The following is a 14,584-nucleotide window of genomic DNA, read 5'->3' as shown; positions in this document are numbered from 1 at the left end:
CTAAATAGGTAGACATTTTAATTTTTATGTTGTAATCTTTGATAGAGAATACTTTAATTCTCATAGAACTCCCATATCGTTCAACTCGTTCAGCGAGAAAGGCAAACTGATGGAAACATTAGGACGCAAAACTACAGGAGCTAAGGCCGAAAGGCTATGCTAGCCAGTTACCGGACGGATAGGGTTGGTCTTGACCAATGCTCTTTTCATTGGTCTTTTTTTTGTTTGTAAACAAATGAGAATAATTATTATTTATTAATAAGGTGTATATTTTAATAGCGTTACTTTATAGTAAGTTAATTAAGAAAGGTGATGTTAATGAAAAAACATTGGCATAAGCTATCATTTCTTCAAAAAAATGTATTGCTAACTGTATTAGTTATTTTGACGCTTGTTGGTACTATGGGAGCGTTAAGTTTTAATATGTTTCAAAATAGCATGATGTCTATATTTGAAAGGCATTCTTTTGAAACAGGAGATACGGTATTACATAAATTAGACGCAGAAATATTAAGGGATGTTGCAAAAAATCCAACCGCAGAAAGAGAAAAAAGAGAGAAGTTAACAGAGAAATTAGATGAATCAACGGAAGAATTGAACAGTGTTGGACAAACGTATATTGTTGGAGCGAAAAAAAATGAAAAAGGTGAGCTACAAATCATTGATTTGTCCACAGGTTTAGCAAATGTTGTTGAAGTAAGACCGGGGGAATATTATAAACAACCAGATCTTTGGATGGAAGCATATGATAAAGTAATGAGCACAAAAAAAGCAAACATGACAGTAGTATATGAAGACGCATTGGGATCATGGGTAACGATATTAGAGCCAATTAAAGATGAGAAAGATAATATTGTGGCAATTGTCGCAGCCGATGTAGATGCCTCTATTGTTCCTATGACAAAAGAAAAGTTCATTATACAAGGTTTAATGTTTATTTGTATTTCTGTTTTAATTGCAACGGTTATTCAATTCCTAATCGTACGTAACGCACTTGCTCCATTGCGGGATTTACGTGAAGGATTGCGCCAAGTCGGTGAAGGTGACTTAAGTATTAAATTAGAGGAAAGACCAGATGATATTGGTATTATTAATGCGTATTTTAATAATACCATCGAGAAGTTTAAAGGGATTATAGATAAAGTGAAGCAAACAGCAGAACAGGTTTCCTCATCTTCACAAGAATTGTCAGTGAGTACGAAAGAGAATAGCATGGCAGTCCAAGGAATCGTAAGTTCTATAGTTGAGTTAAGGGCTGGCATTCAATTACAGGAAACTGCAGTACCAAAGTATTTAGATATTATATATGAAATGGAAGATAGGATGGAAGAGATAACTAATACTGCAAAACAAATGGCGAAAGAGTCTGAAGGTACAAAGCATCATTCAGTAAAAGGAAATGGTATTATTGAACAGACGATTAATCAAATGAACATAATACAAAATGCAGTACAAGATTTATCTTCTATTATTTATTCTTTGGAAACAAGATCAAAAGAAATTAGTGATATTGTAACAGTAATTACCGGTATTTCAAATCAAACGAATTCGCTAGCTCTAAATGCTTTTATTAAATCTTCACGTGTTGAGGAAACTGGTGAGGGATTTGTCGTTGTTGCGGATGAAGTGCGTAAATTAGCAGAGCAGACCGAAGTATCAGCAAAAGATATAGCAAAATTAATAGGGGAAACACGAGCTGGTACGGAAGAAGCTGTTGTTTCAATGAAAAATACCTTAAAAGAAGTAGAATCGGGTATGAAACTTGTTGAAAGTAGTGGTGCTTTCTTTGGTGGGGTTTCAAAATCAGCACAATCTGTTACAAATCAGGTTAGAGTTGTTTCTGACAATTCAAGTGATATATTGCAAAATAGCCAAAATATTGTGCGGATTGTAAATGAACTATCACTTATTGCAAATACGTATGCGAATAGTAGTAGTAATGTTGAAGAAAGTATGAAAGAGCAGGAAATGTCTGTACAAGATATTGCGGAATTAGCTAGTTCTTTAAGCTGGCTTTCGCAGGAGTTACAAGAGTTAATAGGAGAATTCAAAAGTTAAATGAAATGATTATACGCGCTTTTGTTTGTTCAATAAAATAAATCATGCTACAATGAAAACGAATTAAGGACCGGGGAGCCAATTGGCTGAGAGGATGTAAACAAACATCGACCCTCAACCTGATCTGGATAATGCCAGCGTAGGGAGTTACTTAAAGTGATGTAGCATATGTTATTCTATAATAACTTGCATACAAGGCTTTCCTACGCAGTAGGAAAGCCTTTTCTTGTTTGAACATTTCATTTTATAAGGGGGATTTTACTATGTCACAACAAGTTACAATTTCATTTTCAGTAGTACCACAAGCGAAGAACAAAGATGTGTATTCTGTTGTTGATAAAGCAATTGAGGTTGTACAACAATCGGGAGTTCGTTATGAAGTAGGGGCAATGGAAACAACGCTGGAAGGAGAATTAGATGTACTTCTTGATGTCATTAAACGTGCGCAACAAGCTTGTGTGGATGCTGGAGCAGAGGAAGTGATTACTTCTATTAAAATCCATTATCGTCCAAGCACTGGTGTAACGATAGATGAAAAGGTTTGGAAGTACCGTGATGAATATGCAAAACCAGAAGCAATCTAAAATAATTACAACTATTTGGCTTATCCTTCTCATTGCGATATGGGAAGGATCTGTTTCATTATTTAAAATTGAACCGTGGATCTTACCCAAGCCTTCTGCCATTGTTCAAGAATTAATTGGAATGAAAGATTTACTATTACCGAATACGATGCAAACGTTACAAGAGGTTCTAATCGGACTGTTTTTTGCGATTTTAATTGGGACAAGTATTGCAATTATTATGGATGTTATCCCTTTATTTCGTATTTTAATAAATCCGTTGCTTGTTATTTCGCAAACGATTCCAATCGTTGTACTTGCACCGTTATTTATTATTTGGTTTGGATATGGAATGCTACCGAAAGTAATGGTAGTAATACTCGTTTGTTTCTTCCCGATTGCACTTAGCATTTTAGAAGGTTTTCAAACGGTAGATAAAAATATGTTGAAGTTGTTGCAAACGATGAAGGCAACGAAATGGCAAGTTTACCAGAAAGTAAAGTTTCCAGCAGTGCTTCCATACTTTTTCTCAGGTTTAAAAATTGCAGTTACATATAGCGTAATGGGAGCGATTATTGGGGAATGGCTCGGTGCCAGTGAAGGATTAGGAGTTATGCTTACAAGAGCTACAAAATCCTTTTTAACAGCCCGAGTATTTGGTGTGGCAGCAATTATTGTTATGGTGACATTATGTCTGTATTTTATCGTGGAGTTTATGGCAAGAATAACAGCACCGTGGATATATAGAAAGGACGGCAGAAAATGAAAAAAGGTTTAAAAGTTATGTTAGCTGCCTTATTAGCAGTAGGTGTGGCTGGATGTAATCCGGCGAAGAAAGAAGAAAGTGCAAGTAAAGATCAAAAAGTAAAAGTAGTATTAGATTGGTTTCCAAATACGAATCATACTGGCTTATATGTAGCGCAAGCGAAAGATTATTATAAAAAGCAAGGCTTAGATGTAGAAATTATTCAGCCTGGTGATAATGTGACAGCGGAGCAAATGATAGCTTCAGGAAAAGCTGACTTCGCAATAAGCGCACAAGAAAATGTAACGTTGGCTCGTGTAGAAGGTATTCCTGTTGTATCTGTCGGAGCGATTATTCAGCATAACACTTCAGCTTTTGCATCGCTTAAGAAAGATAACATGACTTCACCGAAAGATTTTGAAGGTAAACGTTACGGAGGTTGGGGAGGACCAGCAGAAGAAGCAACGTTAAAGACAATTATGGAGAAACATCAAGCTGATTTTAATAAAGTTGAAAAGATCATCTTAGGACAAACCGATTTCTTTAAATCAATCGGTCGTGATGCAGACTTTGAATGGATTTATTACGGATGGGATGGAATTGAAGCGAAGCGCCAAGGAAAAGAGTTAAATACGATTATGGTGAAAGACTTAGACCCGGCGCTTGATTTCTATAGTCCTGTTATGATTACGAGTGAAAAACATACGAAACAAGATAAAGACTTTGTGAAAAAGTTTATGAGTGCAACGACAGAAGGTTATAACTTTGCAATTAAAGAACCGAAAGAAGCTGCTGATATTTTAATTAAAGCTGTTCCAGATGTAAATAAAGACTTAGTACAAGAAAGTCAAAAGTGGTTAAGTACGAAGTATCAAGATGATGCAAAAGCATGGGGAGTACAGAAGGAAGAAGTTTGGACGAATTACATGAATTTCTTATATGATAACAAAGTTATTAAGAAGAAAATTGATGTGAAAGATGCCTTTACAAATGAGTTCCTTCCAAGTGAAAAATGAGTGGATTACAAATAAAAGAGGTTGTAAAAGCTTTTGATGGAAAGAATGTATTAGCAAATATTAGTGCTTCTATACGAGAGGGAGAGTTCGTTTCCTTTGTAGGACCGAGTGGTTGCGGGAAAAGCACATTATTAAATATGATTGCAAATGTTGAAAATCCAACAAGTGGGGATGTAACGTATAACGATAAGCAAATGCAAGAGCAAGATGTTGTAAGTTATATGCCGCAACAAGATTTATTACTGCCGTGGCGATCAGCTTTGCAAAATATAGTTCTTCCATTGGAAATCGAAGGGAAACCGAAAAAACAAAGGCTAACGGAGGGAATAGAAGCATTAAAGCAGTTTGAACTAGATGAATATGCAGACCATTATCCAGATGAATTGTCTGGTGGTATGCGTCAAAGAATTAGTTTTCTACGCACATATTTATGTGAAAAGCCAATTATGCTACTTGATGAACCTTTTGGAAAATTAGATGCCTTTACAAAAATGGAAGTACATAGCTGGCTTTTAAACTCTTGGCACCAAGAGAAGCAAACAATCGTTATGGTCACACATGACTTAGATGAGGCAATCTTGCTTTCGGATCGCATATTTATTTTATCTCAAAGACCAGCTTCAATAGTTGGTGAGGTACAAGTGAAATTACCTAGGCCGAGAACGATGGATATGTTAACGTCACTTGAGTTAAAGAAGGATAAGGAAGAAATTCTGAGAGTATTAGCCCCGTATATGAAAAAATAGAAAAAGCCTTTTAACAGTTTTTGGTATAATCGCTGTTAAGAGGCTTTTTATATAGGGGGAGAAAGATGAAATCTATAGAGCAAATAGTTGATTCTTTAACAGCTGATAATCTTGAAGAAGGAAAGTTCTTATTAAAAAATCATATTTTATTGATGAAGTATGGTATGGAACATCATGAATTAAAAGAAGAAGAAATGACAGAAGTTTTAAAGTGGGTGCAAGGCCGGAATCAATTAAGAGAAGATGTTCCAGAATTACGCGATTTACATTTAGTTAAAAAATTTCAAGTGTTATTAGATGAATTTATTCATTCTATAATTTCAAATGGTTATGTGGAAGATGCGGTAGAAGTTTTAGAGAGTGTATTGAAAAGTATGGGAGCAGTCGCTCATATTGTAAAGATTATGTTTGTTGGCAAAAGAAAAGTTAATAGAAATTCTTTAGAAATGGTAGAAGAGTTAAAACGGGAGTGCTACAACTTAATGGAACAGCGTGCTGCTGTCGGGTTGCATGCTCAAATCTTTCACGTTTTAGGTTTTGTTCATTCCATTCAGTTTGATTTAGAAGAAAGGTCGCAGGAACATGGACGAACTGTAATAGGCCTTTTAACGGATTTTAAGACGAAGGAATTGAAACCTGTACAACAATTTCAAAACGAAGAACATATTCCAGAAGTGAAAAATATGGTTAGTAAAGAGTATGGGATAGAGCTACAACGAAGAATTTATATGTGGAAATCGTTAACGCTCATCTTTACAAATCCATATGCATTAGAAAAGATGTATAAAGAAATTTACGCAGAAAATGAAAAAGCGGAGAAGGAACAAAAGAAAAAATAGAGAATAGAATATAACAGAGTAGTTTATACTCTTAATATAACAAATGTTAAAGGAGTGAAAGGATAAAATGACTTTATCAACTGTTCTTCAAATGGTTTTAGCTTGATGTGGGAGAAGTCTGCCCATTTTTAACGATTAAGCTAAATTGAAGACAGCAGGTAAAGAACCTTAATCCTTTTTTACGATAATATGTAATGGGTAAGGTGTATTCACCTTACCCATTTTTTATATATACAATTAAATAAGGCTTTATACTGTTGCTCTCTCTATTTAGCTTACGAACAATAAGTAGAGGAGAGAAAAAAATGAGTATATTAACAGTAGAAAATTTAAGTCATTCGTATGGTGAGAAAACCATTTTAGATAATGCGTGTTTTCGGCTATTAAAGGGCGAGCATGTTGGGTTAGTTGGGAAAAATGGAATTGGAAAATCAACATTGTTAAGGATTTTAACAGGAGAACTTATACATGATGACGGAAACATTGAATGGTTTCCACATGTGAAGATAGGTTTTTTACAGCAGCATATGGATTTACAAGAAGGAATAACAATTGAGGGATACTTACAAAGTGCATTTTCTAATTTGTATGCAATTGAGTGTGAAATGTTAAAAATTGCTGAAGAAATGAATGGAGCAGGAAAAATAGAAAAACTGTTAGTAAAGTATGGAGAATTACAAACTATATTGGAAAGTTCTAATTTCTATCAAATTCATACAGAAATTGAAGAAGTAGCAATGGGCTTAGGCTTACTTGAAATAGGCTTGAAAAAGGATGTTTCACAGTTAAGTGGAGGACAGCGAACAAAGTTATTACTTGGGAAGCTCCTTTTAGAAAAAGCTGATGTTTTATTGCTAGATGAGCCAACAAACTATTTAGATACAGCCCATATAGAATGGTTGCAATCGTATTTGAGACAGTATGAAAAAGCTTATGTGATCATTTCACATGACGAAGTATTTTTGAACAGTATTACAAATGTTATTTATCATCTAGAAGAACGGAAAGTGAAGCGGTACGTAGGAAATTATGAAAAATTTGTGCAAAGCTATCAATTGCAAAGGAAACAATTACAATCGGCGCATGCGAAACAACAAAAAGAAATTGCTCAGTTAGAAACATTTATTCAAAAAAATAAAATTCGAAAAGCGAAACAGGCTAAAAGTCGAGAGAAAGTATTAGAGAAAATGCAAAGGATTGAAAAGGTTAATCATGTAACTCGATCCCGTTTTGATTTCAATGTTTACGAGGAGCCAGTGAGTCGTATATTGCAAGCTGAGAAACTAAGGATAGGTTATAGTGATCCGCTATGCCCAGAGTTGAATTTACAAGTGAAAAAGGGAGAAAAGATAGCGATTGTTGGTCATAATGGAATTGGAAAAACGACGATGTTAAAAACGTTATTAGGTCAAATAAAACCGCTAAGTGGTTCAATTTCTGTTGGCGAGCGAGTAAATCCTGCCTATTTTGCACAGGAAGAGTTTGCTTCAGAAACAACACCATTAGAGAAAGTTTGGGCAGAACGACCAGATATGACAAGGAAAGAAATACGCCAAGCATTAGCAAAGTGTGGTTTGAAAGAAGAGCACGTGTTAAAACCTATTCGTTTATTAAGCGGCGGAGAACAAACGAAAGTGCGTTTATGTGAACTTATCGTAACGAAAAGCAATGTTTTAATTTTAGATGAACCGACTAATCATTTGGATGTAGAAACAAAGAAGTCTTTGCAGGAAGCGTTACAACAATATACAGGAACAGTTTTACTTGTCTCACATGAGCCTTCTTTCTATGAAGGGTGGATCACAAAAGTATGGAATATAGAAGAATGGAACGCTGAACAATAATCACAAAGAAAAGGCATTAGCTTATATAAGCTAATGCCTTTTCTTTGTGATTAACATGATTTTCGAGAACTCTTACATGAGAATTGTATGAAGAAGCACTCTTATGGTGCGCTTATAAGCGTGCTTTTTCTTATGTTATGTTTATATTTAGATGCCTTTCCCTAATAGGCGACTATCTTTTCTTTATATATATAGATAGTTTAAAGTGGAATGAAAAATAATTCCTATATGTAAAGGATAATGTGATTAGTATAGGAAGACAATAGAACTTAAAGGAAATTCATGTAAAATTCAGATGAACTTCACACGAACTTCATATTAGAAACTAAATATAATTATAATAGGTTATCGTAATATATATTTACGATTTTTCATAAAATTAAAAGTTTGAATTTAGGTCAGAGCACTCAAACCTAAATTCAAACTTTAGTGAAATAATTAATGGAGGTTACGTTTAGTTTTCGCTAATAGATGCATTTAAAAGTTCAGCAGGATTGCCTGTTCCTGCTCCTCCGATTGTAATCGATCCACCAGGAGGAATTTCACCATTCCATCCTGCATTCGTAATTACGTAATGATTATTTATTTTACTACTAATTTTAGAATCCCAAACTTGTGTTAAATTGCCGTTATAATCAAATTCTAATTTCCAGTTTTTAATAGGGGTCGTTCCACTATTTTTAATTACAATCGAGAAGTTGTAACCACTTCCCCAATTTGAAGTGACTGAAAAGGTAGCATTCCCATTTCCATCAGGAGGTGTTGTGTTAACGTCATCTGTTTTTACAAGAATAGAAGTAGGCTGTGATTTATTCCCAGCAGTATCCTTTGCTAATATTGAAAATGTATATTCTGTATTTGGTTTTAAGTTTTTAATTGTAATACTATTTATTGTTGTACTCCATTTTTCTTCTCCGGCATTAATTTCATATTCCGTAACTCCTACATTATCAGTAGATGCAGTCCAGTTTAATTGAACTGAGTTTGAATTTTTATTTGTAACAGCAATATTTTTTACGTTTGTTGGGGGCTCAGTATCTTTTTGAGCAATAGGTCCACCAAGTAATTCTTTTACTAACGTATCAAGTAATTTTGGTCCACTGCAACTATATTTTGGACTTGTACGGCAATCTCCGCTTAGTTCCCAAAACATTGCGCCACTTAAACCCTTTGTCTTTATATAGTCTGTTTTATATTTCATAGATTCGTTGTCATCATAGCTAATAAACGTTCCTGTAGTCGCATTATATAAATAAGGTACTTTCGCTACATCGTTCCATCCGCGAACAAAACCATTTTTATTCACATAGTTAGCTGCTAAATCACCGTAATCGTACACACCTGTGTCACCGGTAGAATAATCATCCCAAGTACCTTTAGAAGCTAGCTTTCCGTCACTACCTGGTTCACAAGGTTGGTATTGCCCATTATTTTCTTTTCCGCAACTTTTCCATCCACGTCCGTAAAAAGGTACACCTAATACGAGTTTATCTGCTGGAACCCCTTCATTTGTATAAATGTCTATCGCACCATCTACGTAAAATTTCGTATCCGCTGCTGGGTCATTTGGATCTTTGTATAGTGCTGCATTATGGTTAGAAGTAGCTTCCCATCCACCGTGGAAATCATATGTCATAATATTAATCCAATCCAGTATTTGAGAGATCTTCTTTAGCTCTGTATGATCCGCATAACGTTGGCTTGCACCTGACGCGATTGTTAGTAAATATTGTTTCCCATCTTCTGCACCAGCTTGCGTTAATGCATTTCGAACATCTTGAAGGAGTAAGGTGAAGTTTTGCTTATCTTCAGGACCATAGCTACCGCCAGGAATCGTTTCAACGCCTGGGTATTCCCAATCTAAATCAACGCCGTCAAATCCGTATTCACGAAGAAAAGCTACTGTAGATTCAGCGAATACTTTTCTTGTTTTTTCATCAGCAGCCATATCAGAAAAGCGGTTAGACCAAGTCCAGCCACCAACTGAAATAATTGTTTTTAAGTGAGGATACTTAGCTTTTAATCGTTTCAGTTCTCCAAAATTTCCGCAGCGAGCATATTTATCACAATCTTCCCAAGTTGTACCCGATCCGGGATAAGATTTTGTGACATCAGCCCATGGTTCACCGAGTACGAGAGTGCCATTAGGGACCTCTTTATTTTGCAGTGGTACACCAGATTCTTTACAGTTCCAAGTTTGTTTATTTGGATTATCGGGGTGAGTAGAAGGGTTTCCATGTTTTCCATTCCAGCAAATATCAGCGAAAGCATAGTTTAAATGAGTTAGCTTTGATGCATCAATGTCTGCAACTTGATAATTACGTCCGTAAATGCCCCATGAAGGAAAATACCCAACAATTTTTTGACCTTGCTTTGGTGAATCTGCTAATGCGAAATTTGGAGTAATAAAGTTTGTGAGAAAAAGAGGTAAGAAGAGTAGTAGGGATAGTAATAGCAGCGTGAATTTTTTTGATCTCATAGTCATTTCTCCTTTCAAAATAAAAGATATATTTAAAGGCATGCGCCAATAAACCAAAATGAATCTAGACGTATGAAACGTCTAGATAAAAATGATCAGACATCACGAAGTCTATACAAGGGAGCTGGGGGTGATTAAATCGTAGCAAATGTAAGATTTGGTGTAAACGCTTTATTGGATTCAAAAAGACTTTCTCAATATGAAGTGGCTCTAATACAGATTACACATGAAAATAAAATATTGATTAGGGGGGGAAAGGCTTCTTGTAATTAAATTTGAGAAAAAATTGTGTGAAGTCAATTTGTAATAACGTAGCGAGATGAGAAAAAATCATGTAAAATAATAGTAAAAATATGTAAAGGAGCGAATGGTGTGGATGTCTTTTTGAACATTGCTGAAGAAAAAATTCGACAAGCAATACGGAATGGAGACCTTGATCATATTCCGGGAAAAGGAAAACCACTACAATTAGAAGACCTTTCAATGGTACCTCCTGAACTTAGAATGAGTTATAAAATTTTAAAAAATGCGGGCATGATTCCACCAGAAATGGAACTACAAAAAGATATATTAAAAATAGAAGACTTAATTGCGTGCTGTTATGATGAAGCAGAGAGAAAAGAATTACAAGAAGAGTTAACAGCAAAAATGCTTCGTTTTCAGCAGGTAATGGAAAAGAGAAAGATTAAAGATAGTTCAGCTTTTCGTATGTATCAGGGTAAAGTATTTCATAAATTACGCTAAGAGGGATAAGATGAATAGATTTGAAACGATAGAAGAATTAGCAACATATATTGAAGAACAACAATTAGTGCTGCTTTTTATTAAAACAGAAAATTGTGGTGTTTGTGATGTTATGCTAAGAAAAGTAAATAGCGTACTAGAGAATTATGATTACGTAGAGAAAGTAGAAATATTACTACAAGACATGCAAGAAATCGCGGGGCGATATGCAGTATTTACAGGGCCAACAGTTTTATTATTTTATAATGGAAAAGAGATTCTTCGTGAATCGCGCTTCATTTCACTTGAAAATTTAGAGAGAACCATTCAATTATTCGAAGATTAAGGGAGGTTTTTATATGGAATTTATTATTTTCATACTATTATTTGTTGTAGTTGGAATAATTGTAACAGCAGTTCGATCGAACAAAAAGAAGGTAAATCTTACAAAACAAAATAACATTCATAATTCATCTAACAACTCATCGCCATTATTTTTCTTTGCTGGATCTGATAATGATAGCTCGCATGGAGGTTCACATGATTGTGGAGGATCTTTCGGTGGAGATAGCGGAGGCAGCTGCGATGGTGGCGGAGGTGGCGGTGATTGATGAGAAATACGCCCTATATGGGGGCGTATTTCTCTTTAAACAAACGTTTGATTAGTTGGCTTACATATGCATAAAAACAGTTAAACAAACGTTTGATTAAATATTTTTAAGGTATTAAGGGGAATAGAAATGAAAAGGGAACTGAAAGTGAAAAACAAGGGGAAAGTAGTGTTATTTTTATTAGCTGCGGGAGGCGTAGTTCTTGTTAAATTAGGATTTAAAATTGGAATCATACATATAATCCGAACGTGGTGTGAAAGTACGTTTTCTTAAATAAGAGATATAGCCTCTTGCGATAGAGGTTTTTTATTTGTTATTATTAGACTGAACGGTCGGTTTAAAGAGGTGTGAATATGAGAAGAAGCGCAGAAGAGATAAAGAAAGAAATTGCCTATAAAGCAGAAAGTCTGTTTTCACAGAAGGGTTATGCAGCTACATCTATGGAAGAGATTTGTGAAATTACAGAGCGAAGTAAAGGAAGCATTTATTATCACTTTAAAAGTAAAGAAGAATTATTTTTATTTGTAGTAAAACAGCATACGTATGATTGGCTTGAAAAATGGAATGAAAAAGAGAGGTTGTATAGTACGAATACTGAAAAGCTATATGGTCTCGCGGAATATCATGTCGAGGACATACAGCAACCAATTTCAAATGCAATAGAGGAATTCTCTATGAGCCAAGTTGTAAGTAAAGAGATTTTGGATGAACTATTGGCTTTAACTAGAGAATCATATGTTATGTTTGAGAAACTAATTGAAGCAGGCATACAGTCTGGAGAGTTTCGCGAAGATAATACGCGCGACCTTATGTATATTCTGAATGGATTATTATCAGGGCTTGGAGTACTTTACTACGAGTTAGATCATAAAGAGCTGCAACGTATTTATAAAAAGGCAATAGATGTATTGTTAAAAGGAATGGCAGCTGAATAATAAGTCAGTTGCTTTTCTTACAAAATAAATTAGACCGAACGGTCGGTTTGTGAAAGGGGAATGAAAATGAACGCTTTATTTAAAAACCGAGCATTTATGCTCGTTATGGCATCTGATATTTTACAACAATTTGCAATTTGGATCAGAAATATGGCTCTTTTATATTTCATAATGGAGCGAACGGATAATGATCCAGTTTCAGTTTCGTTGTTATCGGTTATGGAATATGCACCTATTTTTATTTTCTCGTTTATCGGTGGTGCGCTAGCTGATCGCTGGAATCCGAAAAGAACGATGGTTGCTGGAGATGTACTAAGCGTACTGTCTATTATAGGAATTGTCTTGTTGTTAAAGTTAGATTATTGGCAGGCTATATTTTTTGCAACACTCATTTCCGCGATTGTAGGTCAGTTTTCTCAGCCATCATCTTCGCGTATATTTAAGCGCTATGTAAAAGAAGAACAGGTAGCAAATGCGATTGCATTTAACCAAACATTACAGTCATTATTTCTGATTTTTGGACCAGTAGTAGGATCGCTTGTGTACACACAACTTGGTTTATTTACGTCACTATATAGCTTAATCATTTTATTTTTGTTATCTGCTATTGCTCTTTCGTTTTTACCAAAATGGGTGGAACAAGAGCAAGTGGCGAGAGATTCATTGAAAAATGATATAAAAGAGGGTTGGAAATATGTTCTTCATACGAAAAATTTACGTATGATTACGATTACTTTCACCATTATGGGCTTAGCTGTTGGACTAACGAATCCATTAGAAGTGTTTCTTGTAATAGAACGGCTTAGAATGGAAAAAGAAGCCGTTCAATATTTAGCCGCAGCTGATGGAATAGGTATGTTAATTGGTGGTATTGTTGCTGCAGTTTTTGCTTCAAAAGTGAATCCGAAAAAGATGTTTGTATTCGGTATGAGCATATTAGCGATGTCATTTTTAGTAGAAGGGCTATCTACATCATTTTGGATTACTAGTTTCATGAGGTTTGGAACAGGTATTTGTTTAGCTTGTGTTAATATCGTTGTCGGTACGCTTATGATTCAACTTGTACCAGAAAATATGATTGGAAGAGTAAATGGAACAATTTTACCACTGTTTATGGGAGCAATGTTAATTGGAACTTCACTAGCTGGAGGATTGAAGGAGATGACCTCACTAGTGACTGTATTTTGTATAGCGATGGCACTTATTTTATTTGCGATAGGGCCAGTTCTACGCATGCAAATACATAAAGAAGATGTTGCTAATAAAGAGGAACGAACAAATTCGTTAGCCACGAAATAACCATTGTAAGGGAGCAGAATTGCTCCCTTTTCTTGTGGCAATCTTTTGACAATAAAATGCCCCGACTATATACTGATGATGTAAAAACGATTTTACAGGTTAGGAGAAATGGTGTGAAAAATCAAATCTATGAATTACGCACTGAAAACAATATTTCACAAGGTGCATTGGCTGATAAGTGTAAAGTTTCTAGACAGACGATAAATGCAATTGAGAATAATAAATATGATCCAAGCTTAGCGTTAGCATTCCGTTTAGCGGAAGTATTAGGAACCACTGTTGATAAACTATTTTTGTACAAGCTGTAGGGGGAGTAGTTGTTGGGGAATGAGAAAATAAGCCTTGTAGTTACGACATTAGTGGCTATAAGTACGTTAGTGTTTGCACTTTATTATTGGTTAATTGAACTTCAAGTAAACTGGTACGCACTATTTATTTGTAGCATCGCATTACATTATATGTTTAAAAGTTTGGCATCACATAATGTGGAAGGGACAACGGAGGAGAAAGAAGATGTAGAAAAACATGTATTAAAAACAAGTGCAAATGTTACGTATTATGTACTTGTTGTATTAATTTTTGGTTTGTTTTTCGCATCGGTAGGTTTTAATAAATGGATTGATTTTCATAACATACCGCTTTTGTTTGCATTATGCGCTGCGATAGTTGTAAAGCCGGCTGTAGAATTTTTAATTGTAAGACGTTATCGATAAAATAAGAAAAAGA

General features: G+C 35.0%; 16 protein-coding genes and 2 riboswitches. Of the genes, 15 read left to right on the top strand and 1 reads right to left on the bottom strand.

The annotated features are described in order from the left end of the window. Positions 1-90: 90 nt before the first annotated feature. Positions 91-175: riboswitch (cyclic di-GMP riboswitch) on the top strand. Between the two features lie 143 nt (positions 176-318). From ACXVYO_RS10155 to ACXVYO_RS10125, 7 genes are all read left to right on the top strand, one after another. Then, positions 319-2,058: a methyl-accepting chemotaxis protein gene (locus ACXVYO_RS10155; RefSeq protein ID WP_458466895.1), complete on the top strand. Its 1,740-nt coding sequence runs from the start codon at positions 319-321 to the stop codon at positions 2,056-2,058. A gap of 61 nt (positions 2,059-2,119) precedes the next feature. Then, positions 2,120-2,221: riboswitch (TPP riboswitch) on the top strand. A gap of 100 nt (positions 2,222-2,321) precedes the next feature. Continuing rightward, positions 2,322-2,642: an MTH1187 family thiamine-binding protein gene (locus tag ACXVYO_RS10150; RefSeq protein ID WP_000082898.1), complete on the top strand. Its 321-nt coding sequence runs from the start codon at positions 2,322-2,324 to the stop codon at positions 2,640-2,642. Beyond that, positions 2,614-3,387 (top strand): ABC transporter permease, encoded by a 774-nt coding sequence (locus ACXVYO_RS10145; RefSeq protein WP_001057159.1) that lies wholly within the window; start codon positions 2,614-2,616, stop codon positions 3,385-3,387. Before ACXVYO_RS10150 ends, ACXVYO_RS10145 begins: the two co-directional genes overlap by 29 nt. Then, positions 3,384-4,382: an ABC transporter substrate-binding protein gene (locus ACXVYO_RS10140; protein WP_458466894.1), complete on the top strand. Its 999-nt coding sequence runs from the start codon at positions 3,384-3,386 to the stop codon at positions 4,380-4,382. The genes ACXVYO_RS10145 and ACXVYO_RS10140 overlap by 4 nt, the downstream gene beginning before the upstream one ends. Continuing rightward, entirely contained in the window at positions 4,379-5,128 is a 750-nt protein-coding gene (locus ACXVYO_RS10135; RefSeq protein WP_458466893.1) for an ABC transporter ATP-binding protein, read from the top strand. The genes ACXVYO_RS10140 and ACXVYO_RS10135 overlap by 4 nt, the downstream gene beginning before the upstream one ends. Positions 5,129-5,193: 65 nt before the next feature. Next, positions 5,194-5,967, top strand: a complete 774-nt coding sequence (locus tag ACXVYO_RS10130; RefSeq protein WP_458466892.1) for a hypothetical protein — start codon at positions 5,194-5,196, stop codon at positions 5,965-5,967. A 305-nt stretch (positions 5,968-6,272) separates the two neighbouring features. Further along, positions 6,273-7,811 carry an ABC-F family ATP-binding cassette domain-containing protein gene (locus ACXVYO_RS10125; protein WP_458466891.1) on the top strand — a complete coding sequence of 513 codons (1,539 nt, stop codon included), beginning with the start codon at positions 6,273-6,275 and terminating at the stop codon, positions 7,809-7,811. Between the two features lie 454 nt (positions 7,812-8,265). On the opposite strand, the gene ACXVYO_RS10120 is transcribed toward ACXVYO_RS10125, so the two are convergent. Beyond that, entirely contained in the window at positions 8,266-10,290 is a 2,025-nt protein-coding gene (locus ACXVYO_RS10120) for a glycosyl hydrolase family 18 protein (protein WP_458466890.1), read from the bottom strand. 372 nt (positions 10,291-10,662) lie between these two features. Between ACXVYO_RS10120 and ACXVYO_RS10115 the strand changes: the two genes are divergently transcribed. The 8 genes from ACXVYO_RS10115 to ACXVYO_RS10080 all read left to right on the top strand — a co-directional run bounded on the left by ACXVYO_RS10115 (position 10,663) and on the right by ACXVYO_RS10080 (position 14,571). Continuing rightward, positions 10,663-11,034 carry a DnaJ family domain-containing protein gene (locus ACXVYO_RS10115; RefSeq protein WP_458466889.1) on the top strand — a complete coding sequence of 124 codons (372 nt, stop codon included), beginning with the start codon at positions 10,663-10,665 and terminating at the stop codon, positions 11,032-11,034. Positions 11,035-11,044: 10 nt separating this feature from the next. After that, complete coding sequence (locus ACXVYO_RS10110) at positions 11,045-11,359, top strand: thioredoxin family protein (RefSeq protein ID WP_458466888.1); 315 nt, start codon at positions 11,045-11,047, stop codon at positions 11,357-11,359. Positions 11,360-11,372: 13 nt separating this feature from the next. Further along, positions 11,373-11,624, top strand: coding sequence for a hypothetical protein (locus ACXVYO_RS10105; RefSeq protein ID WP_166703545.1), 252 nt, complete (start codon positions 11,373-11,375; stop codon positions 11,622-11,624). A gap of 129 nt (positions 11,625-11,753) precedes the next feature. Beyond that, entirely contained in the window at positions 11,754-11,897 is a 144-nt protein-coding gene (locus ACXVYO_RS10100; RefSeq protein ID WP_458466887.1) for a histidine kinase, read from the top strand. 80 nt (positions 11,898-11,977) lie between these two features. Further along, complete coding sequence (locus ACXVYO_RS10095) at positions 11,978-12,559, top strand: TetR/AcrR family transcriptional regulator (RefSeq protein ID WP_458466886.1); 582 nt, start codon at positions 11,978-11,980, stop codon at positions 12,557-12,559. 66 nt (positions 12,560-12,625) lie between these two features. Further along, a complete protein-coding gene (locus ACXVYO_RS10090) occupies positions 12,626-13,858 on the top strand; it encodes an MFS transporter (RefSeq protein ID WP_458466885.1) in 1,233 nt (410 codons plus the stop codon). Between the two features lie 56 nt (positions 13,859-13,914). Next, positions 13,915-14,166: a helix-turn-helix transcriptional regulator gene (locus ACXVYO_RS10085; RefSeq protein ID WP_458466884.1), complete on the top strand. Its 252-nt coding sequence runs from the start codon at positions 13,915-13,917 to the stop codon at positions 14,164-14,166. Positions 14,167-14,178: 12 nt separating this feature from the next. After that, positions 14,179-14,571 (top strand): hypothetical protein, encoded by a 393-nt coding sequence (locus ACXVYO_RS10080; RefSeq protein WP_073518140.1) that lies wholly within the window; start codon positions 14,179-14,181, stop codon positions 14,569-14,571. Positions 14,572-14,584 lie beyond the last annotated feature (13 nt).

This window comes from Bacillus sp. BC08 (assembly GCF_054326875.1).
Note: the sequence above shows the minus strand (reverse complement) of the source record. Positions and strands in the feature narration are given on the sequence as shown.

What these genes read in the sequence shown, in the direction of transcription:
- ACXVYO_RS10125 (WP_458466891.1), top strand. Translation starts at nt 6,273, where the DNA reads ATGAGTATATTAACAGTAGAAAATTTAAGTCATTCGTATGGTGAGAAA.
- ACXVYO_RS10135 (WP_458466893.1), top strand. Translation starts at nt 4,379, where the DNA reads ATGAGTGGATTACAAATAAAAGAGGTTGTAAAAGCTTTTGATGGAAAG.
- ACXVYO_RS10110 (WP_458466888.1), top strand. Translation starts at nt 11,045, where the DNA reads ATGAATAGATTTGAAACGATAGAAGAATTAGCAACATATATTGAAGAA.
- ACXVYO_RS10140 (WP_458466894.1), top strand. Translation starts at nt 3,384, where the DNA reads ATGAAAAAAGGTTTAAAAGTTATGTTAGCTGCCTTATTAGCAGTAGGT.
- ACXVYO_RS10120 (WP_458466890.1), bottom strand. Translation starts at nt 10,290, where the DNA reads ATGAGATCAAAAAAATTCACGCTGCTATTACTATCCCTACTACTCTTC.
- ACXVYO_RS10145 (WP_001057159.1), top strand. Translation starts at nt 2,614, where the DNA reads ATGAATATGCAAAACCAGAAGCAATCTAAAATAATTACAACTATTTGG.
- ACXVYO_RS10130 (WP_458466892.1), top strand. Translation starts at nt 5,194, where the DNA reads ATGAAATCTATAGAGCAAATAGTTGATTCTTTAACAGCTGATAATCTT.
- ACXVYO_RS10105 (WP_166703545.1), top strand. Translation starts at nt 11,373, where the DNA reads ATGGAATTTATTATTTTCATACTATTATTTGTTGTAGTTGGAATAATT.
- ACXVYO_RS10085 (WP_458466884.1), top strand. Translation starts at nt 13,915, where the DNA reads ATGCCCCGACTATATACTGATGATGTAAAAACGATTTTACAGGTTAGG.
- ACXVYO_RS10155 (WP_458466895.1), top strand. Translation starts at nt 319, where the DNA reads ATGAAAAAACATTGGCATAAGCTATCATTTCTTCAAAAAAATGTATTG.
- ACXVYO_RS10100 (WP_458466887.1), top strand. Translation starts at nt 11,754, where the DNA reads ATGAAAAGGGAACTGAAAGTGAAAAACAAGGGGAAAGTAGTGTTATTT.
- ACXVYO_RS10095 (WP_458466886.1), top strand. Translation starts at nt 11,978, where the DNA reads ATGAGAAGAAGCGCAGAAGAGATAAAGAAAGAAATTGCCTATAAAGCA.
- ACXVYO_RS10150 (WP_000082898.1), top strand. Translation starts at nt 2,322, where the DNA reads ATGTCACAACAAGTTACAATTTCATTTTCAGTAGTACCACAAGCGAAG.
- ACXVYO_RS10090 (WP_458466885.1), top strand. Translation starts at nt 12,626, where the DNA reads ATGAACGCTTTATTTAAAAACCGAGCATTTATGCTCGTTATGGCATCT.